Genomic DNA, 25,603 nt, shown 5'->3' with positions numbered 1-25,603 from the left:
ATTTTATGGTTAAAGTTCGTTTTGCTCCCTCTCCAACAGGTTATATTCATATTGGCAATATCCGTATTGCGCTTTTCAACTGGCTTTATGCGCAAGCGTATAAGGGAGAATTTATTTTACGCTATGATGATACAGATATTGAACGTTCTAAACAAGAATATATCGATGCTATTGCTGTTGACCTTGAATGGCTTGGTATTCAACCAGATGCAATTTATTACCAATCCAAGCGATTTAATCGATATGATGAAGTGGCAGAAATTCTCAAACAACGTGGCCTTCTTTATCCTTGTTATGAGACAACAGAGGAATTAGAGCGGCGTCGTAAAATCCAGCTTTCACGCAAATTGCCTCCTGTTTATGACCGTGCAGCATTGAAGTTGACAACAGAAGAGAGAAAAAACTTTGAATCACAAGGTCGTAAACCCCATTGGCGTTTTCTTCTTCCTAATTTTGAAAGTGATCCTTTACACACAAAGCGAACAGAAGTTTGCTGGAATGATGCAATAAAGGGAAAGCAGACGATTGATTTAGCTTCTCTTTCAGATCCTGTTCTTATTCGTGAAGATGGAACCTATCTTTATACATTGCCGTCTATTGTTGATGATGTAGATATGGCTATTACGCATATTATTCGTGGGGATGATCATATTACAAATACAGGCGCTCAAATTGCTCTTTTTAAAGCTCTTAATGCAGAATTACCGGTTTTTGCTCATACCAATTTATTGGCGACAGTTTTAGGAAAAGGATTTTCAAAACGTAATAATGATCTTTCTATTCGTTCTCTACGGGAAGAAGGATTTGAATCTATAGCTGTTCAATGCCTTGCCGTTTTGATTGGGACATCGCAAAATGTGCATCCCTATCCCAATCAAGCTGCGCTTTTAGAGCATTTTAATCTCCAAGATACGTCAAGATCCGTTGCAAAATTTGATATTGCTGATCTTCTTGCTTTGAATAGTCATCTTGTCCATGAGTTAACCTATGAGGAAGTAAAAATGCGCCTTAAAAAACTTTCTATTGAGGGAGATAAGGCGGAATATTTCTGGAACGCGATAAGAAGCAATATTAATAAAGTCAATGATGCTGTTTTTTGGTGGAAAATCATTCATGATGAACAGAATTTTGATACAGTAGCACTAGAGGATCGTGCTTTTGTGCACCAATCACTCGATTTCTTACCTGAAGGTGCTTTGAATGAGGAAAGTTGGAAAATTTGGACAACAGCATTAAAAGAAAAAACAGGTCGAAAAGGAAAAGCTTTATTTATGCCATTACGTCAGGCACTTACGGGCATGGATCATGGACCTGAAATGGGAAAAATTTTGCAGCTTTTAGGGCGTGAAAAGGTAACGGAAAGGCTCTCTAGGAAATAAGAGCGGATTTTTTAAAAGTATTTCGTTCATTTCACTCTAAAAGAGAGTAGAGAACGGGTTTATTTACACGTTTTTATAAGCATGAAAGCAGGAATATCATCACCAAATCCAATAGGTGTGTAATTCTTATTTTTTCGTGAGCGTTGTTGCTCAGATGGCTTCTCCTTATTATTTGCATTTTTGATATATTCTGTTTTATTCTCTTCTACAGATTTTTTAGTGTGAGCAACAGTCTCTTTTGGAGCAGTTTTCTTTGATGGTTTTGAAGATTTTTTCTTTACAACAATATCTTCTGTTTGATCATCGGCTATTAAAGTTGAGAGATCTCCATTGAGCCATTCAATTTTTTCATTACTCATTTCCTCGATGGCATTGATATATTTTTGATCAGCTTTTGTAACGATTGTAAAGGCTTTTCCGCTACGATTTGCACGCCCTGTACGACCAATTCGATGGATATAGTCTTCAGCATGTGTAGGAACATCATAGTTAAATACATGACTTACAGCTGGAATATCGAGTCCACGGGCAGCAACATCAGAAGCAACAAGAAGTGTAAGTTTATTATTTTTAAAATCAGCTAGGGTGTTCATGCGCGAATATTGGTCCATATCTCCATGAAGTGCCCCTACATTAAAGTTATGTTTGATAAGCGATCTAAAAAGTTCAGAGATATCTCTCTTTCGATTACAGAAAATGATTGCATTTTGAAGCTCTGCACCTTCATTTTGGATAAGCTCTCGTAAAACCGCTCTTTTATCCCATGATTTATTTCCAGATTTGACAAGCCGTTGTGTAATTGTGGTAGCTGTTGAGGAAGCTTTTGTAACTTCAACAGATACAGGAGAATGTAAAAATTGTTTCGTTAGCTTTGTAATTTCTGGCGCCATTGTTGCAGAAAAGAACAAAGTTTGACGCGTAAAAGGGGTTAGTTTACAGATGCGTTCAATATCAGGAATAAAGCCCATATCCAACATGCGATCAGCTTCATCAATCACAAGGATTTCAACGCCCATCAGGAGCAGTTTACCGCGCTCGCAATGATCAAGAAGGCGCCCTGGTGTTGCTATAAGAACATCAGCTCCCCGTTCAAGTTTGCGATCTTGGAGTTCAAAAGAAACGCCACCAATCAAAAGAGCAACATTTAAACGATGATTTATGCCGTATTTATCGAAATTTTCTTCAACTTGAGCTGCAATTTCTCTTGTTGGTTCTAAGATAAGCGTACGGGGCATTCGTGCTCTTGCACGACCTTTTTCAAGGAGAGTGAGCATAGGCAATACGAAAGAGGCGGTTTTACCTGTTCCCGTTTGGGCGATTCCTAAAACGTCTTTTCTTTGAAGGACATGCGGAATTGTTTCACTTTGAATAGGTGTCGGAGCTGTATACCCCGCTGATTTCACCGCATTAATAACCTTTGCGGAAAGACCTAAATCATCAAAACTGTTTAAAGATGGTATCATTTTTTTATCAACTGCTCTGTGATTTTAACTGCGCTATCTAATGATGATTATAACCAATATTCTACACTCTTTAAAAGTGTTAAGATGTTTTCACAAAAAAACTAACTATAACAATCATATACATATAAAACGCATAATACAATCATTAATAGCGAAATTGTTCTGATAAAATGCGCTCATCCCATGAATGATTTGAGTCAAAAAGGATTGAAGCTGTTACTTCTGTTGCCATTGAAATAGTAACTGAATGGACAGATTTAACTTCAATATTATCTGCAGCAGCGTTTACAGGGCGTTTGTCAGGTTCAAGCATATCAAAGCGCACTGTTACTGTATCGGGAAGCAAAGCTCCATGCCAACGCCGAGGGCGAAAAGGGCTAACGGGAGTGAGGGCCATAAGGGGAGCCATAAGAGGTAAGATAGGTCCTTGTGCTGATAAATTATAGGCGGTTGATCCAGCTGGTGTAGCGACGAGGACACCATCACAACTTAATTGTTCCATGCGTACGTTGTTATCAATGGTGATGCGAATTTTTGCCGCTTGATAAGATTGCCGAAAGAGGGATACTTCATTAATTGCAAGCGCCTCGATAGAATCTTGACATTCAGATTTTGCAATCATGCGCAGGGGATGGATTTCTTTTTTATGTGCGGCAGCAATACGATTGGGCAATTTTTTTTCATGAAATTCATTCATAAGAAATCCTACAGAACCTTGATTCATACCATAAATAGGTTTGCCTGTGTTCATGACATCTCGTACGGTTTGTAACATTGTCCCATCACCACCGATTGCAACAACAATATCAGTTTCTTCCAGAGAAGAATGACCATAAACGGAAATTAATTTATGGGTAGCTTTGATAGCCTCCTCAGTTTCTGCGGAAATAAAATGAAAGCGACTTGGTAATGTAGCCATTTAAAAATTATCCTGATACTTATAATTTATGTTGTAACTTATTTTTGAGAGTTTTGAAGTTGTAATAAAAGCTCTTTTTATAATAAAAAGAGCATTGAATAAAGAGAAGTTATTTCAAGGTAAAGTATCATTAAACAGTAAAAGGAATGCGTCGTTAGATAAATTACAAACGAGTAATTTTTTTATTAGAATGATAATTTAGCATTGAAGCTAAGAGTATGATTAGTTAAAAGACCATAACTGATTTTAATAATCAGTGTGAAGCACCCGTAGCTCAGCTGGATAGAGCGCTGCCCTCCGAAGGCAGAGGTCACAGATTCGAATTCTGTCGGGTGCACCAAATTCTTCAACTTCATATCATCCTAAATAACAAGATTACCTAAAAAGAAGCCAATTTCCTCTTTTATGAAAATGGTTATTTGAGTTGTTTATTAAGTTTTGCAGCGAATAAGCAAATGATTTTAAGAGAAGTAAAATTTACGGCTGCGTATATAATTTTTCGGTTAGTCATTTTGAATATCGAGATAAAAAAGCAAGGTTATCTAAATATGCTTTCAATTTAACTATAAACATTTAAAAAGTACATTTAATTCAATATGTTATTGTACAACTGATCTGGCGATGTTGATAGTAGATCGCTAAATATATTGTTTTGAGCATTAAAATAGATAGCTAAATTTGCTTTTATTCTATTTTTGGAGTTAAAGGCTGTTATGGTGATATGGAACGCAGATGAGGAATATCACCAGTTAAAGGAATAATAAGGGGGAAAAAACAACCGTCAAGATTTGAATTGTTTCAAAATGCTGTATTCGATATGGTTTTGATATGGGTATCTGGTGATTTCTCTATACACCAATACTGCCAGTTATGTTGGATGAAGGATTGTTTAGCTTTAATCAACTTTCTTATATACCGAACACTAATTATGGTGGTTATTTAGTTGGGAGTATGTTCTTTACGTTTGGCAGTAATTGGGATTATATTTCTTGCTCCTCGCATACTATCTTGTGCAGCTATAGTGATGAGTGCACTTAATTATTTTCATGGCGTTAACACTTAGTCCTTTTGATCCGTTTTGCTGCTGGTGTTGCGAGTGTAGCAATGATGGTTTTGGGTTCTATTATAGTCATACAGCATAGCCATATGGGCGGATTATTGCTTCGCTTTATGCAGGTGTAGGAGTTGGTATTCTACTACTAGGTAATGAATATGTTATTATTAGTTTGAACAGAGCGCTTGATGCAACAAACATTTGGTTTGGAGCTGGCTTAATGTCTGTTCAGAACTTTTAAAAACATACAGGTTTAATTATGATAACTATATCAAAAAACACCTCCGTTATTTCTTTCATTGCAAATGAAACCGCTCCTGTTAATCAGAAAAAACCATCCAAAATATGAATAGATCAATCAAATGGATTTCGTGACTGGTCATGTATATATATATTATCGCATTCGTGCTTTAAACGATTTTGGTGATGTAAAAAAAGCGATCTGGATGGCTTTTATTGAAAATGAAAGCAATCTCTCTCATGATGGTAATTGCTGGGTTGCTGATAATGTCTGTGTTGTAAAATCTGGTTGTGTTTATGAAAATATAAGGGGCTATGGCAATGCTGCCATTGGTGGCTATGTGTATGGCAATACCCTTATATGTGATAAAACCCATGTGTATTTTGGTGTTCATGTTTATGACAATGCTCATCTTTCTTATAACGTTTGAGTTTATCATTAAGCGCGGGTTTATGGGAATGCAAAATTATCCGGTAGTGCACGTATTCATAGCAATGCCGCGGTTTATGATCATGCGGTTGTTAGGCAAGGTTTACGGCAATGCTAGCGTGGGGTGTCATACTAAGGTCTACGGCTCTGTTTATGGCTATGCCAAGATCTCCTGATTATATCGTGATTAGAAGTAATGTATATGGCAATGCAAGAATAAAAAGACATAGCGATTTATATTCGGTTCCCATAAATTGAGAGGTTTATGAAAGTGATGATGTTATCAAGATTGATAAACAGAATAAATGACAGACGTGGAGGGTGCTTCTTTGATGGTTATAAACGCATCATAAAAGAAAGCTGTGCCAATTGATATGACGCTGCTTTTAAATAGAGGTACTACAGATCATACAAAAGAAGTCAATAATGAATGCATGTATACAAAACGTATCATATTGCAAACGCTCTATTCTATTGATTAAAACTGATCAAAAGGAACGTAAATGACAGATATGATCTTTAATCACTCATTTGAATTACAGAACCTATAAACACTTTTTTATGGCTATAAAACGTATTAAGAATAACGCTCTCATTTTTGAGGTGGTCATTTGACACAAAGTACATTATCAAAATGTCTCAATGCTTGGTAGGTTCATATCAAGACTCTCAAGAGAAAATGCGTATTAAGTGAATATTTGTAACAAAACCCGTTGTTTACATTTACGAACATTGGTTTTTAAAAGCAGCTTTTCATAAGACAATAAACAACCGCTTTTTATAAAATCTAAGGCTTTTAAACTGTTATAAATCTAGGTTTTAAATGTATTTATAGAGATATCATTTTATGTCTCTAAACGTTTAAACGTTCATTTAGTGAGGTTCTCATAAGCGTATTTTCACTTTGCATTTAAACTTAATTTCTCTGCAAATAAGCCGGTCCATATTTGGGCTGGCAAAATTAACCAGCTCAAATTCGAGTTCGTTAACTTTAGAATAGAGCATTCTTTAAACATTGTCGCTTTTGACTCAAAATTGAGTAAAACACCATGCCTTTGTAATATGATTGCAATCCTTTTGAAATTTATCTACTTATCTTTGTCTTAATAAGTATCCTCAAATTTGAGGGGACTTCATTTGGTTTCGTATTTTAAAACTGTAACTTTTAAAACGTTTTTTGCTTGTTTTCCTGCATTATATCATTAAAAATCTTTTGATTTCTACGACATAACATTATCAATTTCATTACCTGTTGTGATGATAGTATCTATATAATGTCTGCTTATTATTGACTAACTTTTTAGTAAGCGGCGCTTTAAAATCGACTTGTCTTTAAATCCTTTTATGTGCCCTTAATGAATTAAAACCTATTCTATGATAGTTTCAAATGATTATTTCTTTTAAGGTTTAGCTCAAAAAAAGAGTAAACCCCATACCATTTTTTAAACGCATGCAATTTATGTTATCGATAATTTCAAACGATTACGTTTTTAATAATGCGATTTGTGTGTGATAAAAACGTATCATAAAATTTATGAACTGTTATGAATGATAGCTGCGTTCACTTCATTTGAATGTTTACATGCGTTTTATGGTCTATCCATACATGGTAATTGTTTATGAAAATGGTTAATTAAATCACGTATAAAAGTGTAGATTTTAAATGGGATTCATATAGAATAATTTCACGCAAACTATTGACTTTATTATATTTTTTATGAATAAGATTCCATCTCGTTTAGACGTTGCAAAAGAAATCACCAAAGACCTTATTGATAAGATTCTTCTCTTACACGGCATTATCACTTTTGTTTGCAAAAATCTGCTTCGCTTTTGACTTTTGATATGGATACAACCTCTTTTGAGGTAGAGCAAAGAATTTTTTAATCATGGAGAGTGCAACAGTGTTCTTCAAAAATCTTGATTGGTCTGTTGAAAAAATTAAAGAGTTAGATAATTATTCAGCACGTTATCAACTACCAGATTGTGAAGTACAAATTCTTTATAATGACGCAATTATCAAAGGTTATCCGTAATTTGATGTTGGAGTTTCGATTAGTACTGGTATTTTATCTGCAATTGATCCCTATCAATTCTCAGCACTTACAAGATCTACAACTTGATTTTTATAAAAAGGGGTTGAGAGTTTGTGAAGAAGGAATATATGCAGATTGGTTGGAATTAAGCTTGATTATGTCTTGAAATAGGCGATAGAAAGAATTGATCTTCATAAATGCTTTTATTCCAGATATGGAGCACCATCTTGGCGAAAGAATGAAGTTGGAGGCACATAAAGGTTATCAAGGTATATGATGCAGATTATAGCTTACTTCATATTGGTGCACTGTCTTTATTGGGTGATGTTGCAACCTTACAATCTTATTATCAAAGTTTCAGTGCAGAGGATCATTTAGGCTTTGATGAAAATACCCAACAGATTCATCTGAACGTGCATTGGCTTTAGTCAAAGAAGTGGTGAAATCTAAGCAGCTCAGCTACGCTTTAATTAAAAAGTAGCAAAAATATGAGCTATCTAGAAGAAAAACAAAGTTCTTAATAAGGGCCTTTCCAGAGAGGTTGAGTCTCATTCTTGGAAGGAAAAAAATAGCTAAATTTATCGAAACAAAAGATAAGGAATAGCTCCTTAAGAAATATCAAGAAGATCTAAAAAGATTATAGGAGCCAGAGTCTGGTTTAAAGATGCCATCATCAGTTGAGTGAACTCAACAATGGTGGAGTTTTATCCATTGGCGGAAATCTGATGTTTGAAAGAGGCTTTCTTGATGTGAAGGTAATATTGTAATAAATAATTATTATAAATCAATATGTTGTATATATTCATTGTTTTGAGATTAATGACCATTGACAAATAATTTTGCACCATTTTCTCTCTTCCAGCTTTTCGTCAATCATCAATGAAAATTTTTTATAATGGAAAGTTCATTGATAACATAACTTTTGTATGTTCATTATTTTACGCTTAAAAAAATATAAATAATGAAATGCAATTAAGTCATCAACTTCTGATTTTTTTCAATTTTTAATCATAAAAAAATCTTTTTATTCATTTTGCTTATAAAAAGAATTAGCTTTTTTCTGGTGATACAAGTGGAGAAATAAGGATTTTAGATATGTTTCTGCGTTCCATTTCAATCACTTTAAAGTGTAAACCATCAGTTTCAAAGCTTTCTCCCTCATTTGGTAAATGACCAAACTGCCAAAGCATAAAGCCTGCCAGAGTCGTATAACGATCTGCTTCATCCACAAGATTACGCCCAAGATAACCACTTAAACGGCGGATATCAGCATATCCCTCAACAAGAAGACTGCCATTTTCAAGTTGTTCTGCGATCATGAGTTCTTCATCGTCATCAGGAAAGTCTCCTGCAATAGCTTCAAGAATATCGGTTGGTGTTGCAATTCCTTCAAAAGATCCATGCTCATCAACAATAATTGCAAGCTGAATCGAAGAATGACGTAATTGCTCCATCAATCGTAAAACACTTGTATTTTCATGAACAACGAGGGGTTCTCGCATAGCTTTTTTCCAATTAATCTTTTTCCCCTCAGCCAAATTCAAAAGAAGATCTTTTGTCAACGCAACGCCAACAAATTCATCCACTTTTTCACGCGCAAGAATTAAGCGGCTATGTTTAACCTTTTGTAATTCTTCACGCATTTCATTTTCATCAGCATTTAAATCTAACCACTCAATCTCATTACGCGGCGACATGATAGAGCGAACAGGGCGATCAGCTAAATCGAGAACACCACGAATCATCTCCTTTTCTTCTGGTCTAAACAACTCAGAAGCTGCGGCCTGTTCAGCAATAACATCTACAGTCTCAGCAAGGTGACTATCTTTGCTTCCTCCTCCTAAGAGCCTCAAAACAGCATCAGCTGTTCTACTGCGTAGATCATTCGTTTTAATCATTTTTTCACGGTTACGACGTCCAATTTGATTAAAAGCTTCGATGAGAACAGAAAAACCAATAGCAGCATACAAATACCCTTTTGGAATATGAAAACCAAATCCTTCAACAATGAGAGTAAAACCAATCATCATCAAAAAACCAAGACAAAGGATTACAATAGTGGGATGACGATTAATAAAACGCATAAGAGCACCAGATCCGCACATCATTACTCCCATAGCAGCTATGACTGCGATATACATAACTGCTGCCTGCTCTTTTGCAATCATACCTGTTGCGGTAATAATACTGTCTAGTGAAAAAACGGCATCCAGCACCACGACTTGGACGATTACTTGCCAAAAAACAGCATAACCAACGCCTGTTTTTCTTTCATGTGATACTCCTTCTAACCTTTCATGTAATTCTAGCGTTCCCTTTGCGAGCAAAAAGGCTCCACCACCGATTAAAATAAAGCTATGCCAACTAAATACAAAAGATGAAAGTGAAAGAATGACCCTATCGAGTCTCATAACCCATCCAATAACGGTAAGAAGGAAAAGCCGCATAATTAATGCTAAAGTAAGACCTATAAAGCGTGCGCGGTCACGCAAATGCAGTGGCAATTTTTCAGCTAAAATTGCAATAAAGATAAGGTTATCTATTCCTAAAACAATTTCGAGAAAAACCAGCGTGATCAAACCAAACCACGCATGGGGATCAGTGATCCATTCCATCATTCCTTACCTTTTAGAAGCTTAAAAGCGCGCGATTGACAAAAAAAATTCATAGTCTTTTATTCGTATATTGGATCATGAACATTGAATGTAAAAAACTTATATTCAAAGAAAAAAACAGCACAATATTGCTTGAATGCATGTGATTGTTGATAAAACAAAATGATGCCCCATCCCGCTTACAACCACAAGAAGGTTCCTCTAATTTTCGCTCGGGCATTATGCTCGATAATCCTCTAACTATAGGTTCTGTATAACAATCAGAACATTTATTTATAAAGCTTCTTATAATGGGTTTATTTTTATATAAGATCAAGTGGTGAATATCATATTTTTAACCTTACAGACAATGAGTTTATATAACAAACAACAAAATATCTGGACATCTATCCTTAGGAGCGTTATAGAAACGCTCATTCTCGTCTTTTGAGAAGCTTATGGGTGATTAGCTCAGTCGGTAGAGCAGCTGACTCTTAATCAGCGGGTCGTGGGTTCGATCCCCTCATCACCCACCATTTTATTTTATACCGTAAATAACTTATTGATTGCGTAATTTTTTTTAAGGTACGAGTTGCTAAATAAAATTGGGCAGTAGGATTTCCCCATATCTGTTTGTTTAAAAGTGAAGATTGTTGATATAGCTTAGTCATCGGTGTTTGTACTTTTTAGGGGACTCAAAGAACTTCCAAAGGACATTTAAAGATCTTTTAATGCGTATTGTTTCTTTTTTTAAGTTGCAATTGGTAAGGAGAAGCCTCTTACCGACAATTGTGTTATTTAAAGGGGTATAAAAATCAACAGTTTTCACTTCTTTTAATATAAATTGATTAAATTTTTTTTGGATTTTTAGCATATTGTTTAAAGACAGAAGAAACTTTACACTTTAGTTGTGTCAGCAGCGTGGATATTTTTTGATAACTCTCCCGCTTAAACAAAAAACTTCTGTAACAATCATCAGTATTCCAAGAGGGTAAATCAAGATAAAATAAAGTAGTTAGCTGGACATACAAGTAATAAAATTAGATCAGTTTAATTGTTTAAAGCTAATACCTGTTAAACGAAAGACAATAAACTTTAATGAGGCTTAAAGTTTTAAAATATTAAGCTGTGTGGTTACGCTATGCTGTCTTTCCGTTAGCTAAACCTCTAAAAATATAAATATTAAGAAAGCCACACAGATTCATTATAATATATTGATTTATAAAGAATTGATTATTCTTTATTTAAAAAAAACTTTACTATCATAAACTTCTTTTGTTTCAATCCCTCTTATAATGAATTAATTAAAATCATTCATTTTTGCATCATAAATGGGATTAACGTGTGGATAAAGACTATTGAAGAAAGGCATAAAAATAATTCTTATTAATGTTCTTAAGTGCTAAAAGTTATCATAACATTGGAAAAATAGTATAATGGCACAGGCTTGCTCTTTTATTAAGTATAAAGATGATGGTGCAACAATAGCTTTACTATTATACCATTTATGGGTATTGTTGTGTAATGGAGAAGAGCGTTGAAAGAGGTTTCTTAAAAAAGATATGTAAATTGGCAACACGATGGTGTTTTGTTCTTTTATAGGTACATAAAAAAAGAAGTCATTGATAGCCTTTTATTTATTCAGGTGGTGTTTTGGGGGCTCTTTTCCAATATTGTTGCGCCTCAAAAATGACGACCACAAATAATGAAAGGATGAGCGGTATAATCAAATAAAACATTCTAAAGACAATAAGTGCTGCAATAACATCGGTTGGATTTATATTGGGCATGCCTGTTATGAAAAGAGCTTCAAGAACTCCTACTCCTCCTGCTGGAGCATTAGAGAGAAGAGTTATCGTAAAAGACGCTAGGAAAACACCAAGAACAGAGATAAAATGAATATCTGCGTTATGTGGGAGAACAGCATATATAATTCCTGCTGCTCCTAAAAGCTCTAGAGGGCTAATGAGAAGCTGTTGAATAACAATTTTCAGTCGTGGATAGGAAAGTTGAATTTTCTTCCCCAAGCGTAAGGGCTTTAACTGAAGCCAGCTGCCAAACGTATAAAGTGCTATACAGCTGAGTAAAATTGCTCCAGCCGTTGTTCCGAGCCATTCAGGAAGTTCTTTATGAATGAGGGTGATAATTTCGGGTTGCAGCACCAAAACGATTCCCAAAAGTAAGATTGTGCCGATTACAAAAGTAAAAGAGCAAAAACCTACTAATATTGCGATTTCTGTTCCGTTTAATCCTTTCATTTTATAGGCGCGATAGCGTACAACGGCACCAGAAAAAACTGAAGCACCGATATTGTGTGAAAGAGCGTAGGTTGTAAATGAACATATAGCGATAAAAATCCAAGAAATTTTATGGCCTAGATGTTGCAAGGCAATTCGATCATATCCAGCAAGAGCAGCATAAGCTAGGAGAGAACATAAACAGGCTAATAACCAGTGCTGTGCATTTAAATTGCTCAAGCGCTCCAATACATCCCCAAATGAAATGGCAGAGAGCTTCATATAAAGAATTCGAATAGATACCAGCATTGCTAAGATACCAATCAATGGCCATATAAATTGCTTTATTTTCACGATTCTGTATCCATTTTATGTTTTCTGTAAATTTTCATGATTGAGCATATTCCTTACAGATCTTCGTTCTGTTATATACTCTATAATACCATTGGCAATTTCTTCATCATCTGTTACTACAACATCAGCACCTAAATCAATGAGATATGTTGTTTCTGTGTCGGATAATGCATGTGTGATTATCTGGATATCTTTCTTCATATCACGGATATTCACGATACATTCTCCTACTTCAATGGTACTTCGCATTGTAATAACAACTTTATGTGCATTATTTATATTTGCTGCGTTCATTATTTCTTGTTGAATGATATTGCCGCAAATAGCCTCAAAGCCATCTGCAATCGCTTTATCAGAGAGGCGTTTTGATTCTTCTACGATCACTATAGGTTCACCTCTATTTATTAAAGATAATGCAACACACTTACCGATACGACTATAGCCAATAATTACGATATGGTTGTTTTTTAAGGTCATCGGTAAAAAATCTTGGTCAGGATCTTGTGGATCAATATCAATAATTGTTTGGGTATTTTGTGAAGATGCAGAATTTTTTTCTAGACGTTTTTTAATTTTATTACAGGCAATGAAAACAAGAGGATTGAGCAAAATAGAAAAAATTGCTCCTCCAAGAATTAAATCATGAGCGTCATTGTTTAAAAGTCCTAAGCTTAAACTTAAACCAGCAAGGATAAAGGAAAATTCTCCGATTTGGGCAAGGCTTGCAGAAATAGTCAAAGCTGTTGCATTAGAATAGCGAAAAGCTTTAACGATGAAAAAGGCAACAGCAGATTTTCCGATTACGATAATGAATAAGGTTGCTAAGAGAGGGAAAAAATGAGTTAAGAGTTTCTCGGGGTCAAATAACATGCCTACAGAAACAAAAAAGAGAACAGAAAAAGCATCGCGCAGTGGTAAAGATTCTTCCGCGGCACGGTGGCTTAATTCTGATTCGCTCATGACCATACCAGCAAAAAAAGCACCAAGAGAAAGAGAAACTCCAAATAAATGAGCGGCTCCGAAAGCTACTCCTAATGCAATAGCAAAGACGCTAAGACGAAATAATTCACGTGATCCCGATTGTGCGCTCATTTTTAAAAGCCATGGGATAACGCGTCGCCCAATGACGAGCATAAGTGCAATAAATACAATTACCTTCAGGATGGTGAGACCAAAAATACCCCAAATACTTAAATCCAACCATTGAACAAGAGGATCCAACGCTTCTTTTTTGGTATTGCTGAGGGCACTTGCCAAGGAAGGGATGAGGACAAGTATAAGGACCATTGCTAAATCCTCAATAATCAACCATCCAACGGCAATGCGTCCTTTTTCTGTTTCAATAAGATGACGCTCTTGCAAAGCACGTAGCAGGATAACGGTACTTGCTATGGATAAAGCAAGACCGAAAATCAAACTACCACTAAAGCCCCATCCCATAATCAGACCAAGGCACAAACCTAGAAAAGTAGAAAATGCCATTTGTGCAATAGCAGCGGGGACAGCAATAGCTTTGACAGATAAAAGGTCTTTTAATGAAAAGTGGAGCCCAACACCAAACATCAGCAAAATAATACCAATTTCAGCAAGTTGATTAATGATGACGGAATCTATTTTAAATCCGCCTGTATTGGGTCCCACAATAACACCAGCTAACAAATAGCCTACAAGGGGTGAAATACGTAAACGGCTAGCAATCATTCCCAAGAGAAATGCTAAACATAAGCCTGCAACAATAGTTGTGATAAGTGGTGTGTCGTGGAGCATGGATTATTTACTATTCTTGATCAAAAAGCGAATGAATGAAAACGACTATATTTCTATGAGAAGAGAGGCGAGATGTACCATACGCATTAAAGGGCATTTTTATTTCACTTTGATATTTGCACGATTATTTCGCTCACGCCACCAATTTCCTAGCAGGAGTAAAATAGGAGCAGCAATAAAGATAGAGGATGATGTTGCAATAATAATCCCAAAGACCATGGGTAATGCAAAATTATGAACAGCACTTCCACCCCATATCGCCATGGGGAGCATCGCAAGAATTGTTGTGGCTGATGTAAAAAAACAACGTACAAGAACCTGATTAATTGACAGATCAATCAGCTCGCGCAACGGCATTTTTTTATAAAGACGCATATTTTCGCGCATCCTATCATAGACGACAACTTTATCATTTATAGAATATCCAACAATTGTTAAGAGTGCGGCGATAGCCGTTAAATTAAAATCAAATTGAAATAAAGCAAAAAAGCCAATCATTTTTGTGGTGTCTAGAATGAGAGTGATAATTGCTCCAATGGCAAAGAACCACTCGAAGCGTAACCATATATAGAGAGACATGGCAATAGCCGCAAGAATAACAGCAGTAAAAGCAGCTGTGGCAAGCTCACCTGAAATTTTGGGACCAACAACTTCTATTTGATCGAATGTGGTATCGGGATAGATATTTTGTACAGCTGTTTTGACCTTATCAATGGCGGTGGTTTGTTGTGCTTCGCCACCGCTTTGTTTCTGCATGCGAATTAATACGGTATTTTCGTTATCAATATTTTGCAAGGTAACTTCACCAATATTAAGAGTAGAAAGCTTGGAACGCAGAGTTGCTAGATCTGCTGGTCCTTTCGTGGTAATACTCATTTGGCTTCCGCCAATGAAATCAATACCAAAATTCAATCCAGGCTTAAAAAAGAGAAAAACTGAAGCCATTGATAAAACAATTGAGACGCCAATACCAATGAAACGTGCTTTCATAAAGTGGAAAGTTGTGTTTTGTGGCATGATGTTGAAAGCAGAGTGAATATGCAATTTTTTAATTTTCCATTTACGAACGATCCAAATCATGATGATGCGTACAATGGTGATATTTGTAAACATGGAGATGATAATACCAAGCAACATTGTTACGGCAAAACCACGAACGGGACCGGTCCCGAACCAAAATAGTAAGACGGTCGCTATAATTGCTGTAACATTTGCATCAACAATGGTTGCAAAAGCGTGTTTAAATCCACGATCTAGGGCTGCAAAAGCACCCACACCTTTTCGACTTTCTTCACGGATACGTTCATTGATAAGGATATTAGCATCAACGGCAATACCGATGCCTAAAATAATACCAGCAATACCAGGCAGCGTAAGCGTAGCTCCCAAAAGACTCAGTGCAGCAAATGTTAAAATTGTGTGCAGAGCTAGTGCTATATTGGCAATTAATCCCCAAATACGATAGAGAAGAAAAATAAAAATTGCAACAAGAATAAAGCCAATTATGCCGGTGTAAAGTCCCATTTGGATAGCATCAGCACCAAGATTTGGACCTACGGTTCTCTCTTCAATGACCGTGAGTGGTGCGGGGAGGGAACCAGCACGAAGCAGAGCAGCCAGAGTTGAGGCTTCTTTGGGGTCAAAGTTTCCTGTAATTTGACCTTGTCCATTGGGAATGACACTATTGATGGTCGGAGCGGTTAAAACTTTATTATCCAGAACAATGGCAAAAGGACGGTTAATATTTTGTCGTGTTATATCGGCAAATATTTTTGCACCAGCGGAATCTAGCGTAAATGAAATAATGGAACGTCCTGGTATTTGGGGGTCAAAACCTGCACGGGCATCTTTCAGGACATTTCCATCTAAAGCAATTTGATCATAAATTGCATAATGTTGTGTTGCATCAGTGTATCCAGGGAGAATAGAAACACCTATAGGGGGGTTATTGGGGTCCACATTAGAAGGAACAAGATGAAAACTCATCTTAGCGGTTGTTCCTAAAAGATCACGCAGTTGTTTTGGATCTTGTAGTCCAGGCAATTGGACCATAATACGATCATTTCCGACCTTTTGGATGGCTGGTTCTGAAACACCAACTTGATCTATACGACGACGGATGATTTCTAAGCTTTGTTCAATAGCATTGCTGACACGGTCTTTTATACCAGCTTCTGTTAATGTGACGCGGAGAGTTTCATTTTGAGCACTGATCGTGATGTTATGTTCTGTTGTGCCAAAGCTACTGTGTATGGGGGTTATTAATGTTTTCAAAGCAGAGAGTGCTTTTTCAGTTTGCGATGGGTCAGAAATAAGGGCAATAACGCTATCTTCAACGATACGCACACTTGAGGTGCGGATTTGTTTTTCACGCAATACATTGCGCACATTGCTTAAAACTATATGTAACTGATCGCGTTTTAACGTTTTGCTATCAACCTCGAGCAGGAGAGAAGAGCCTCCTTGAAGGTCAAGACCAAGTGCTACACGGGTGTCGGGTAAGAATTTCGAGTTTTTAACTTGTTCGTGTGAAAATAAATTGGGTAAGGCAACATAAATGCTGCTTAAAAGAATAAAACAATAAAGGGTAGTTAACCAACCAGGTGTACGCATGATATATTCCGTAAATAGGCAATCTAACAGTTATTCAAAGTTAAAAGCACAAGTAAAATAAGATGATCGTTTTTATATTCAAGGAAGAGAATTAAGTATGTTCATTGGGAGGAGCGCGTTTATTTGAGAAATATTGTGTTTTAACGTTACGAAATCGTGTGTCAACAGCTGGAATCTTTATTAAAAAGAAATCCAATGTTAGGATTTTTTGAAAGGTCCTCATAAAAATAGATTCTGTATGGAGTGTTACAAGTTTTTTGTTTTCAGTTGTGGTAACATTCACCTGATCACACTTATGATGTAAATCAAATCTATTCGTTTTAATGACATTATTGGTGTGTGATTGTTTGATTAAATAAGCACGCGTTTCTAGGTTGCTCGTCAAGAATACACCTAAACTGGATAGAAAAATCCAAGTTGTCAAAGGAAGAAAATCTTCTTTTTTGCAATAAAGGTGCAAAAAAAACATGCTAGAGTGCCTTCTTTAATCTTATTGAGTTCAGCTTATTTATCATTCTTTTATCTTATTACCAGTATTATAGGATAAGGGAAAGCTTTTATAAGATTATTCTATAAAAGTTGAAAATATCTACTTTATACCATATTTAAAAGAGAAAAATAAAATCCCTTTTGTGCTCATAAGGTAGATATGTATTCATTTTGTAGAAAAAACATCCACATACTTTTCCTTCTTTTGGGGATTATCTTTGTATTTAATTCTGGTGCATGGGGTAATAGGGGGGCACAAAATACAATTGTCGAACAAACGATAGCTTCTTATTCAGTTGATGAAATTATTCTGCAACAACAGTTGATTATTAAGACTCTTGAAGAAAATACTGAAACTTTAAAAAGAGATTTTGACAGAAAGCCAGAAGATGAGCGTGCTTTAGAAGAATTACGGTTACGTGCACAAGATATCAGTGAACGTGCTATTGAGGCAGCATTTGTTTTGCGTCCTCCTCTTAATGAGATTAATACACTTCTTGATCAATTAATGGAGCTCCATCGTGACGTGAAAAAACTGAAAAGCTCTGTGAAGGAATATTCCTATTTGATAGAGCAAAAAGCTAAAATTAACAGTATCATGCTTCGTTTTGAAGCAATTTTCTTAGCGGCAAATAGAATAGCTGAACTTTCTATTTCTCAATCTCGGGAGCTTTTTAAACGCACGCTTACGTATAGGCTTGAGTTTTCGATTCCGATGGTTAAACATCTCGCCCAAAAAACAAAAGAGGCTTCATCAGATTTTCTTGTGTTGTTAAATTCTTGGTGGAATTTTATATTTTACTTCAAGTTTTTACAACTATTTCTTTGCTTTTTAATTCCACTTTTTATTACTTTGGGACTTTCGTATTTTTCTCAAAAAGTTCTTGTTCATGTGTATTGCCACTTTACGAAGTCTAATGAGGAAATATCTTATTTACAACGCTTATTGATCGCCTTTATTTCAGTTCTCTTACCTTCACTTATCTGTATTTTTTGCGTTTACCTTGTGTTGTTTTTGTTTCGTAGTTTTAACTTAGATCCAGGTAAGCTTACAATAGTTTTTGATATGATAGGTTGTCAAATTATTTTATTATTTTTAATCAATCGATTAGCTGTTGTTCTTCTATCATCGAATCGGCCCCATGTGCGTCTTCTCAGTATTGCACCATCGTCTGCTTATCAATTAGTGATTTTACTCACTTCTTTAGGGGGTATTTTGGCATTTGACGCTGTTCTTGATAGTATTTATCAAATCATTTCAGCGCCTCTATCTTTGACAATTGCTAAAAGTTTTATTGCTGTTTTTCTTGTAGCGATATTGCTATTTATAATATCATTTGTACCTTTGCGGTTTAGACGTAGGCGTGTTCAAGAAGAAAAAAAAGAGCCATACTTTTGGCCATTTTATATACGCATTCCTCTTATTGGCTTGGGGTTACTGCTCTTTGTATTGAATTTTTTAGGTTACGTTGGACTTGCGCGTTTTATTACGCAGCAAATTATGATTGATGGAGCATTTTTAGTTCTCATGTATTTAGGAATACAAAGCGCTCAAGCACTTGGAACTAAAGACCAATTTATGAAAACAACGGTTGGTCATCTTTTGATGCAGAGGTTTCATTTAGAAGAAAAAACGATGAATCAATTGGGAGTTTTTGTGAGCGTTTTTCTCAATTTATTTGTTGTTATATTTTGTGCAATGCCAATTGCTGTACAGTTTGGATTTTCCTATTCTGATTTAAAAGCAGTTTTGTGGCAATCGGTGACCGGTTTTCAGATTGGAAATATTAGTCTTTCTTTGATTTCTCTTGTAACAGGAATTATTTCTTTTTGTGTTTGCTGGTTTCTTATTCGCCGATTTATTGGTTGGTTAGATAATGTGGTGTTGGTTCATGGAGAGTTCGATTCTGGTATACGTAATTCTATCAAAACAGTGATAAGTTATGGAGGCGTTGTTGTATCTTCTTTGACCGGATTATCAATGGCAGGTTTGGATCTTAGAAATTTCGCTCTTATTGCTGGAGGACTTTCACTTGGTATAGGTTTTGGTTTACAGAATATTGTCCAAAACTTTGTCTCTGGACTTATTATTTTAGTTGGAAGACCATTTAAAATAGGGGACTATATAGAATCTGGATCAGTAGGGGGGGTTGTTAAGCGTATTAGTGTGCGTGCAACGGAACTTGAGACAATTCAGCGTAAGACGATTATTATTCCCAATTCAAGCCTTATTAATAACAACGTTAGTAATTGGACACGACGTAATAAAGTAGGACGAATTGATATACCAGTTACTGTATCATCTAAGGTTGTTCCAGAGCATGTTGCTGAAATTTTGTTAGAGATTGCTTCTGCGACAGAAGGCGTTTTAAAAAATCCTATCCCACAGGTGAGTTTTACAGCATTTGATCGTAAGAGTTTTTCCTTTAATTTGGCTATTTATGTGCCTAATATTACCTCATCTTCTCATGTAACCAATGCTCTTCAATTTAGCCTATATAAGCGTTTTGCTGAGGAAGGAATCTTAGAATGCTGAAATATACTTATATTTTGATTACAGTTATTCTATTAAGTATTTTTACCATAACAGCTTTTGCTGCAACAGTGAAGAATACTGATTTAAAGATGCAATCTCTTATTGTTGTTGAAGGAAGTATACCTTCAAAAATTTCTTTAAATACTCATCAAACAATTACAATTTGTATGAAGGGATGTTTTATAACTTTTCCTAATAAAGACCGTTTTGCAATAAAGGCAGATGATAATATAGAAATCAGTAGGGGAAGAGCAATTTTTAAATAAAATGATTGAGAATTTTTGTTTGGGGACAAGATTTAGAAGGATAATGATATTGTGTGTAATTAATAATCTCATCCTTTAGAAAATGGTAAAAAAAATTATGATTTTAGTATAAAATGGATGTTTTTTTATACTATGTAGAATCTACAGTATGCATTTTGGATGTAAGAATATTGAGGTATTTATAGTATTGTTAATGAACATCGATTTTCTAAAAATAATTACATCATTTTTAGAATTTTTTCATGAAAAAAGGCATAAAGTATACTATTTTGTGATTTTTTTGCGGTAATTTTAATACAAAATGTTTTATATTTCCTTCTTTTGACAAGATAATAGGTATTTTTATTAAATATTTATTATTTTAAGTAATCATTATTATAATATTTTAAAATTTATTTGATAATATTAAATTTTGATGTAATGATATATTAATATAGTAATAGATTTAAATGTAACTATAAAGGAGTACATGCGATTTTGCAGCATAAGATTTTATAAAACTTTGTTTTTCTAAATGTGATTTTTGATTATATTTAAATTTAGCAATGGGGTATAATTTTATGAATACAAAATTTATAACAGCATCTGTTTTTTCTTTGATTTCACCTTCTATAGTACAGGCTGCAGATGTGGTGGTTCACGAAGAGCCAGTACATGTTGCCTCAGAAGTTGTTGCTTCTTCACCTTTTTCTTGGGGAGGTGTTTATTTCGGGGGGCAAGTTGGTGGCTTTTCAAGTAAGATTTCTGCAACAGTGCCTGATGTTAATATTCCTCTCTATCCTGATGAGGGGAGTAAAAGTAAACCATGGATACCTGTCGAGAAACAGCATATGCCCGATCTTTCTGGGTTTATAGGTGGTTTTTATGCGGGTGTTAATTTTGATCTCGGTAATAATTTTATTATGGGGATTGATACGGATATCATTTTAACGGAAAAAAAGGATACAAAAACAAGATTTCATGCAGATGAATCGAGTGCTGGTGGAACTGAAGGATTGGGCACTGAAGGATCGGGTAGTGATACTGAGGAATTAGATACAGAAGAAAAAAGTCGAAAAAAGGCAAAAATTGTCAGGAGACAGGGCAGAGGCTTTTCTCGCTCTTCTGCAGAGGATAAAGAAGAGAAAGACAGTTTAACTTTTAATCATACGTTAAAACAAAAATGGACAGGTGCTACACGGGTGCGTGTTGGGTTTTCTGCAGGGCGTGTGATGCCTTATATTGCTGGTGGTGTTGCTTATGGACAGTTTCAGGATATTTTGTCGACAGTAATTACGGGAGGTGAGCCATTTAATAGGACATCGGATGTAACAAAAACGATGATTGGTTATACTCTCGGTGGTGGTGTTGATTTTGCAATGACAGACCATCTTGTTGTGCGTGCGGAATATCGTTACTCAGATTTTGGTAAAAGGAAATTTAAAGACGAGATTGAAGTTAAGTATAAGACGAATGATTTTCGCGCAGGAATAGCTTACAAATTCTAATTTTGTAGGATAAAGGAGCTTAAATTTAAGAGGTCCTATTTCTTTGATAGGGCCTTTATTTTTTAATTTTATGCATTGTAAACACTATTTTATGGTAAAAAAAAAGGGGGCTTTGACTTTGAGTGAGAATGAGGAGGTAAGGAAGAGTTACTCAGATTCTTAATTGTTAAGAATAAAAAATTTTTAGTTCACGAGGTGTGGTTGAAACATTTATTGGCAAAGAAGGATTGCTTCGTCTTTCATATTATTACAGTTATCACTTTATAATACCGTTATAGAGTTGCAAACAGTAAACTTAAAGAGAGTTTTTACTATCTAAGTAATGAGAAAATAAAGAAAATTTACATAGAGTGGTGCGGACGGCGTGCACGTTTGTGCAACAATTTTTTCTTCCCTTAGAACTCTCTACAATATCACCTGATAGCACAGTTTATCTTTTTTCTGTTTAATAACTAATTGTTTTTATTTTATTTTATTTATTAAATTGCCTTTTATATATAATCTTGGTACCAGATGAAAGTGCTCCAAGTGCAATTCAAAAGGTGGTTTTTAAAAGGTGGTTCGAAGAACGTGATAGACCGTCTATCTTATCTGTAAAAAATCTATCTAAAGGAAAATATGCTGACAGAGCTGGTTTATGGCTTATCAAAACTACACCAGATCAAGGATGATGGGTTTTTAGGTTTGACCTCAATAAAAGACGACGAGAAATGGGATTAGGCTCTTGTCGCAATGTATCTTTAAAAGAAGCACTGTTCAAAGCTTTAGCTTGTCGTGATCGTTTAGATCAAAGAATTGACCCGATTCGCCGAAAACAAAAAGAAAATTTGCGTCGGGCAGGGGGGATTTCTTTACGAGAAATTGCCTCTAGTGCTTTTGAAACCAAAAAAACGAATTGAAAAATGAAGGAAAAGCAGCAAGCTGGTTAACACCTCTTGAGTTACATGTTTTTCCTAAACTTGATGATACGCCAATCATTGAACTGACGCAAATTGATATAAAAGGATGCATTTTTCCTATTTGGAAAACAAAAAACGAAACAGCAAGTAAAGCTCTATCCCGCTTGAATATAGCTATAAAACATGCGGTGGCACTTGGTATAGATGTGGATATGCAATTAAAAGCAAAAGCTTTATTAGAAAAGTTTATTCAAAATACCCAAAATATTCCAGCTATGCCATGGAAAGAAATGCCTAAGTTTTTTCAATCTTAAAATGATGAGCTTGTATCACATCTAGCTTTAAAACTTCTTATTTTGACGGTTTTTTATACCAATCAGGCATATTTAGAGATTTATGGATCAATATGGATTATCCCAAAAGAAAATATGAAGAGAATTGTTGGAAAGGTTTCTGATTTTCATGTGCCGCTTACAGCTGAAGCGCTTGCTGTTATTGAAAAAGCAAAAAAATGGTTTTTTATTTGTTGAGAGTTTTGGAAAGCCTATATCTGATGTAGCACTTCCTAAATTCATGAAAGACAAAGGTTTTGATTATAGACTTCATGGTTTCAGATCGATTCTGCGGGACTGGATAGCAGAGACAACGTTAAAAAGCTTGATATATGTCTGAAGTATAAGCACAAACGGTGTTACATCTTTTGAAAGATAAACAAAACAGGCAAAAGGTAGAAACAGATTCTACTATACAAGATACCGATATAGCAACGCCACACGAACAGGGAACGGCGGTGTGAGATGGAACAAAGAACAGCGGAATGGTTTCAAGCAAGGCTAGGGAAAGTCACTGCTTAAAATGTTTACAACGTACTCAGTAAGACAGCAAAAGGTTTTCCTACAAGCAAATATGAAGACTACAAAACGAAACTCATGACAGAACGCTTAATAGGGGAAATAAGCCAATCTTATACAACACCTGCTATGCAATGGGGCATTGAACATGAAGAGAATGCCTTAAGAGAATATGAATTCATTTATGACGCAGAAGTCACAAGATGCGGGTTTATCCCACACCCAAAAATGGAAATGGCGGGGGCAAGTCCTGATGGGTTGATTGGAGAGGACGATTTAATCGAAGTCAAATGTCCACAATCAACCACGCATTTGCGCTTCTTTATGTATGACGAAATCAAGCCTGAATATATCGCACAGGTGCAATTCCAAATGGCATGCACTGGACGCAAATGGTGTGATTTCATGAGCTATAATCCAAACTTTGTAGGCAAATCTACTGGTTTGAGAATGAAAATCAAACGCGTCAACCGCGATGAGAAACACATTGAAGAGATTAATAAAGCTGTCGAAATCTTTTTAGGGGAAATAGAACAAGAGATGCAAAAGATTTTGACAAAAGCTGCTTAAACCTATGGGGGTGCTCTCTCCTCCCAGCACCCCCGCCCATTTAATTAATATAAAAAAGAGAAAGGTAATGAGATGATATTTGATGATGGAGATGGATATGTAATAACACGTGAGTGTGCAAAGTTTTTTAGTGTATCCACAACCACGATTCGTAATTGGGTGCTTCAAGGGGGCCAGAGCTATATAAGCTAGGGAGAGCAGTGAGATGGAGAAAGAAAGAGATCTTATCCTTCACTCCAAAGAAAAATAAGGAACAAATTAGCTAAAGTTGTATAAACCGTAGAAGGTGGTCTAAAAGTTGGTCTTAAAATAGCTCTTTAAAGAAAAAATCTATATATTTAATGTGTTAAAGATACAAAATGGTGCCCAAAAGAGTTTCAATAATTTTAAATAAAATAAATGAGTTATTGCGATATGGGGGAAATTTATCATTATTGATTCCATTAATGTTTTTTATAGCACTATCCCTCATTTTTTTTGGAGCTTTTTTATCGCTTCTATAGCTAGCCTTTTGCGATCTGCGCTTTTTGTATAAAGAGATGCCATGTTGTCGTCGGTCCATCCAAAAATTGCCTTGAGTTGTGATACTGTTGCACCTGAATTAGCGGCGCGTGTTGCTGCTAATTTTCTTAAGCCATGTGCTGATTTTTTGATTCCCGCTACGTTACAAGCCTCACGAAAAAGGTTGCCAAAACTTTCTTTTACGAGTTTATTTCCGTTTTTTCCGCAAATGAATGTTTCATTTCCAATAGGACCAATTTTTAGAGTTTCTGCTAATTCAGGCAAAATGGGTAGAAAAACATCTGTTTGGAATTTACTTTTCTCTGTCTTGAGATGAATGATATTATCTTTGACATCGTTCCAACCAATGCGGACCGCATCACCACGACGCAAACCCGTGTAAAGAAGAACATCAATCCAGACGCGTTCATGTGAACCATGTGACCAATGGTGATAATATTTTTCAACATCTTCTTCTGTCCAAACAGCAAATCCATCTTTGTTGTTGAGAGGAGGTCTTTTTATTCCTAAAGCTGGGTTATTCTCCAGAAGTTCTTGATCGATCGCCCAATTAAAAAGTCCATTAAGTGCTTTTAGAAAATTTTGGGCAGCTGTTGGTTTTTCTTTGCGGCGTTCAACACCCGCTGTAATATGTGATTTCTTTATTTCTCTGTATGGAATGTTTCCTATAGCATCACATACCTTCATAAGGATAAGTTCTCTTTGTCTTTTCGTAGCTTTAGCAAGGCTATGCCAATGAACGCTGTTAAAGTATTGTTTAAGCAGCCATGCAAATGACCCTTCAACAAGTTTACCGGTTTTTGATTTAGGAAGTATAAGTCCTTGTAACTCGGCAAGTGCGCTTTTGTAGTTATCAACAAACTCTTGCGTTCCATAGGTACCGCGTATTCTAATGCG

At 35.6% G+C, this 25,603-nt stretch carries 19 protein-coding genes, 2 tRNA genes and 3 pseudogenes; 16 read left to right on the top strand and 8 right to left on the bottom strand.

Annotation, left to right across the window (positions count from 1 at the left end; genetic code table 11):
• Positions 1-5 precede the first annotated feature (5 nt).
• Positions 6-1,379, top strand: a complete 1,374-nt coding sequence (gene gltX / locus ACFIL3_RS03630) for a glutamate--tRNA ligase (protein WP_273790689.1) — start codon at positions 6-8, stop codon at positions 1,377-1,379.
• Between the two features lie 59 nt (positions 1,380-1,438).
• Here gltX and ACFIL3_RS03625 read toward each other — a convergent pair whose 3' ends face one another.
• Entirely contained in the window at positions 1,439-2,842 is a 1,404-nt protein-coding gene (locus ACFIL3_RS03625; protein ID WP_375620798.1) for a DEAD/DEAH box helicase, read from the bottom strand.
• 145 nt (positions 2,843-2,987) lie between these two features.
• On the bottom strand, positions 2,988-3,761 hold the full coding sequence (locus ACFIL3_RS03620; protein WP_375612145.1) for an NAD kinase: 774 nt from the start codon (positions 3,759-3,761) through the stop codon (positions 2,988-2,990).
• Between the two features lie 263 nt (positions 3,762-4,024).
• On the opposite strand from ACFIL3_RS03620, the gene ACFIL3_RS03615 reads away from it, so the two are divergent.
• The 7 genes from ACFIL3_RS03615 to ACFIL3_RS03585 all read left to right on the top strand — a co-directional run bounded on the left by ACFIL3_RS03615 (position 4,025) and on the right by ACFIL3_RS03585 (position 7,949).
• A tRNA-Arg gene (locus ACFIL3_RS03615) sits at positions 4,025-4,101 on the top strand.
• A 530-nt stretch (positions 4,102-4,631) separates the two neighbouring features.
• A complete protein-coding gene (locus ACFIL3_RS03610; RefSeq protein WP_375629647.1) occupies positions 4,632-4,799 on the top strand; it encodes a hypothetical protein in 168 nt (55 codons plus the stop codon).
• Positions 4,800-4,915: 116 nt separating this feature from the next.
• Positions 4,916-5,056 (top strand): YbfB/YjiJ family MFS transporter, encoded by a 141-nt coding sequence (locus ACFIL3_RS03605; RefSeq protein ID WP_375630051.1) that lies wholly within the window; start codon positions 4,916-4,918, stop codon positions 5,054-5,056.
• Between the two features lie 121 nt (positions 5,057-5,177).
• Entirely contained in the window at positions 5,178-5,486 is a 309-nt protein-coding gene (locus ACFIL3_RS03600) for a hypothetical protein (protein WP_375646065.1), read from the top strand.
• Positions 5,487-5,514: 28 nt separating this feature from the next.
• Positions 5,515-5,661: a hypothetical protein gene (locus ACFIL3_RS03595; protein WP_375629652.1), complete on the top strand. Its 147-nt coding sequence runs from the start codon at positions 5,515-5,517 to the stop codon at positions 5,659-5,661.
• Positions 5,662-7,389: 1,728 nt separating this feature from the next.
• Entirely contained in the window at positions 7,390-7,521 is a 132-nt protein-coding gene (locus ACFIL3_RS03590; protein WP_375638427.1) for a hypothetical protein, read from the top strand.
• A 254-nt stretch (positions 7,522-7,775) separates the two neighbouring features.
• Positions 7,776-7,949 carry a DUF6990 domain-containing protein gene (locus ACFIL3_RS03585; RefSeq protein WP_375631244.1) on the top strand — a complete coding sequence of 58 codons (174 nt, stop codon included), beginning with the start codon at positions 7,776-7,778 and terminating at the stop codon, positions 7,947-7,949.
• A gap of 621 nt (positions 7,950-8,570) precedes the next feature.
• Here ACFIL3_RS03585 and ACFIL3_RS03580 read toward each other — a convergent pair.
• Positions 8,571-10,139 (bottom strand): TerC family protein, encoded by a 1,569-nt coding sequence (locus ACFIL3_RS03580; RefSeq protein ID WP_375612149.1) that lies wholly within the window; start codon positions 10,137-10,139, stop codon positions 8,571-8,573.
• 436 nt (positions 10,140-10,575) lie between these two features.
• On the opposite strand from ACFIL3_RS03580, the gene ACFIL3_RS03575 reads away from it, so the two are divergent.
• A tRNA-Lys gene (locus tag ACFIL3_RS03575) sits at positions 10,576-10,651 on the top strand.
• 1,101 nt (positions 10,652-11,752) lie between these two features.
• Here ACFIL3_RS03575 and ACFIL3_RS03570 read toward each other — a convergent pair.
• From ACFIL3_RS03570 to ACFIL3_RS03555, 4 genes are all read right to left on the bottom strand, one after another.
• Positions 11,753-12,706, bottom strand: a complete 954-nt coding sequence (locus tag ACFIL3_RS03570; protein ID WP_375613484.1) for a YbhN family protein — start codon at positions 12,704-12,706, stop codon at positions 11,753-11,755.
• A 15-nt stretch (positions 12,707-12,721) separates the two neighbouring features.
• Entirely contained in the window at positions 12,722-14,473 is a 1,752-nt protein-coding gene (gene ybaL / locus ACFIL3_RS03565; RefSeq protein ID WP_375613485.1) for a YbaL family putative K(+) efflux transporter, read from the bottom strand.
• A 99-nt stretch (positions 14,474-14,572) separates the two neighbouring features.
• The gene (secD, locus tag ACFIL3_RS03560; protein ID WP_375620802.1) at positions 14,573-17,086 is read right to left on the bottom strand and encodes a protein translocase subunit SecD; all 2,514 of its coding nucleotides are present in this window, start codon (positions 17,084-17,086) and stop codon (positions 14,573-14,575) included.
• Positions 17,087-17,177: 91 nt separating this feature from the next.
• Positions 17,178-17,555: a hypothetical protein gene (locus ACFIL3_RS03555; RefSeq protein WP_375613487.1), complete on the bottom strand. Its 378-nt coding sequence runs from the start codon at positions 17,553-17,555 to the stop codon at positions 17,178-17,180.
• A 180-nt stretch (positions 17,556-17,735) separates the two neighbouring features.
• Here ACFIL3_RS03555 and ACFIL3_RS03550 point away from each other — a divergent pair, with 180 nt between their 5' ends.
• The 7 genes and pseudogenes from ACFIL3_RS03550 to ACFIL3_RS03520 all read left to right on the top strand — a co-directional run bounded on the left by ACFIL3_RS03550 (position 17,736) and on the right by ACFIL3_RS03520 (position 24,450).
• The gene (locus ACFIL3_RS03550) at positions 17,736-20,111 is read left to right on the top strand and encodes a mechanosensitive ion channel domain-containing protein (RefSeq protein ID WP_375681843.1); all 2,376 of its coding nucleotides are present in this window, start codon (positions 17,736-17,738) and stop codon (positions 20,109-20,111) included.
• Positions 20,105-20,377, top strand: a complete 273-nt coding sequence (locus ACFIL3_RS03545) for a hypothetical protein (RefSeq protein WP_375675692.1) — start codon at positions 20,105-20,107, stop codon at positions 20,375-20,377. The genes ACFIL3_RS03550 and ACFIL3_RS03545 overlap by 7 nt, the downstream gene beginning before the upstream one ends.
• Before the next feature lie 560 nt (positions 20,378-20,937).
• Positions 20,938-21,864 (top strand): outer membrane protein, encoded by a 927-nt coding sequence (locus ACFIL3_RS03540; protein WP_375681404.1) that lies wholly within the window; start codon positions 20,938-20,940, stop codon positions 21,862-21,864.
• A 683-nt stretch (positions 21,865-22,547) separates the two neighbouring features.
• A pseudogene (locus tag ACFIL3_RS03535) lies at positions 22,548-22,763 on the top strand (integrase); the annotation flags it as partial.
• Positions 22,760-23,077, top strand: a complete 318-nt coding sequence (locus ACFIL3_RS03530; RefSeq protein ID WP_375640912.1) for a phage integrase central domain-containing protein — start codon at positions 22,760-22,762, stop codon at positions 23,075-23,077. The pseudogene ACFIL3_RS03535 and the gene ACFIL3_RS03530, both read left to right, overlap by 4 nt.
• Positions 23,078-23,560: 483 nt before the next feature.
• A pseudogene (locus tag ACFIL3_RS03525) lies at positions 23,561-24,184 on the top strand (lambda exonuclease family protein).
• 72 nt (positions 24,185-24,256) lie between these two features.
• Positions 24,257-24,450, top strand: a pseudogene (locus ACFIL3_RS03520) (helix-turn-helix transcriptional regulator).
• A 202-nt stretch (positions 24,451-24,652) separates the two neighbouring features.
• On the opposite strand, the gene ACFIL3_RS03515 reads toward ACFIL3_RS03520, so the two are convergent.
• Positions 24,653-25,603: tyrosine-type recombinase/integrase (locus tag ACFIL3_RS03515; protein WP_375647779.1), on the bottom strand; the 951-nt coding region annotated here is incomplete at its 5' end.

The sequence above is a fragment of the Bartonella sp. CE47NXGY genome (genome assembly GCF_042195415.1).
In the GTDB taxonomy this organism is placed as follows: domain Bacteria; phylum Pseudomonadota; class Alphaproteobacteria; order Rhizobiales; family Rhizobiaceae; genus Bartonella.
Note: the sequence above shows the minus strand (reverse complement) of the source record. Positions and strands in the feature narration are given on the sequence as shown.

Coding starts and splice junctions, on each gene's coding strand:
- gltX (WP_273790689.1), top strand. CDS start 6: ATGGTTAAAGTTCGTTTTGCTCCCTCTCCAACAGGTTATATTCATATT.
- ACFIL3_RS03625 (WP_375620798.1), bottom strand. CDS start 2,842: ATGATACCATCTTTAAACAGTTTTGATGATTTAGGTCTTTCCGCAAAG.
- ACFIL3_RS03620 (WP_375612145.1), bottom strand. CDS start 3,761: ATGGCTACATTACCAAGTCGCTTTCATTTTATTTCCGCAGAAACTGAG.
- ACFIL3_RS03610 (WP_375629647.1), top strand. CDS start 4,632: ATGTTGGATGAAGGATTGTTTAGCTTTAATCAACTTTCTTATATACCG.
- ACFIL3_RS03600 (WP_375646065.1), top strand. CDS start 5,178: ATGGATTTCGTGACTGGTCATGTATATATATATTATCGCATTCGTGCT.
- ACFIL3_RS03595 (WP_375629652.1), top strand. CDS start 5,515: ATGCAAAATTATCCGGTAGTGCACGTATTCATAGCAATGCCGCGGTTT.
- ACFIL3_RS03580 (WP_375612149.1), bottom strand. CDS start 10,139: ATGATGGAATGGATCACTGATCCCCATGCGTGGTTTGGTTTGATCACG.
- ybaL (WP_375613485.1), bottom strand. CDS start 14,473: ATGCTCCACGACACACCACTTATCACAACTATTGTTGCAGGCTTATGT.
- secD (WP_375620802.1), bottom strand. CDS start 17,086: ATGCGTACACCTGGTTGGTTAACTACCCTTTATTGTTTTATTCTTTTA.
- ACFIL3_RS03555 (WP_375613487.1), bottom strand. CDS start 17,555: ATGTTTTTTTTGCACCTTTATTGCAAAAAAGAAGATTTTCTTCCTTTG.
- ACFIL3_RS03550 (WP_375681843.1), top strand. CDS start 17,736: ATGTATTCATTTTGTAGAAAAAACATCCACATACTTTTCCTTCTTTTG.
- ACFIL3_RS03545 (WP_375675692.1), top strand. CDS start 20,105: ATGCTGAAATATACTTATATTTTGATTACAGTTATTCTATTAAGTATT.
- ACFIL3_RS03540 (WP_375681404.1), top strand. CDS start 20,938: ATGAATACAAAATTTATAACAGCATCTGTTTTTTCTTTGATTTCACCT.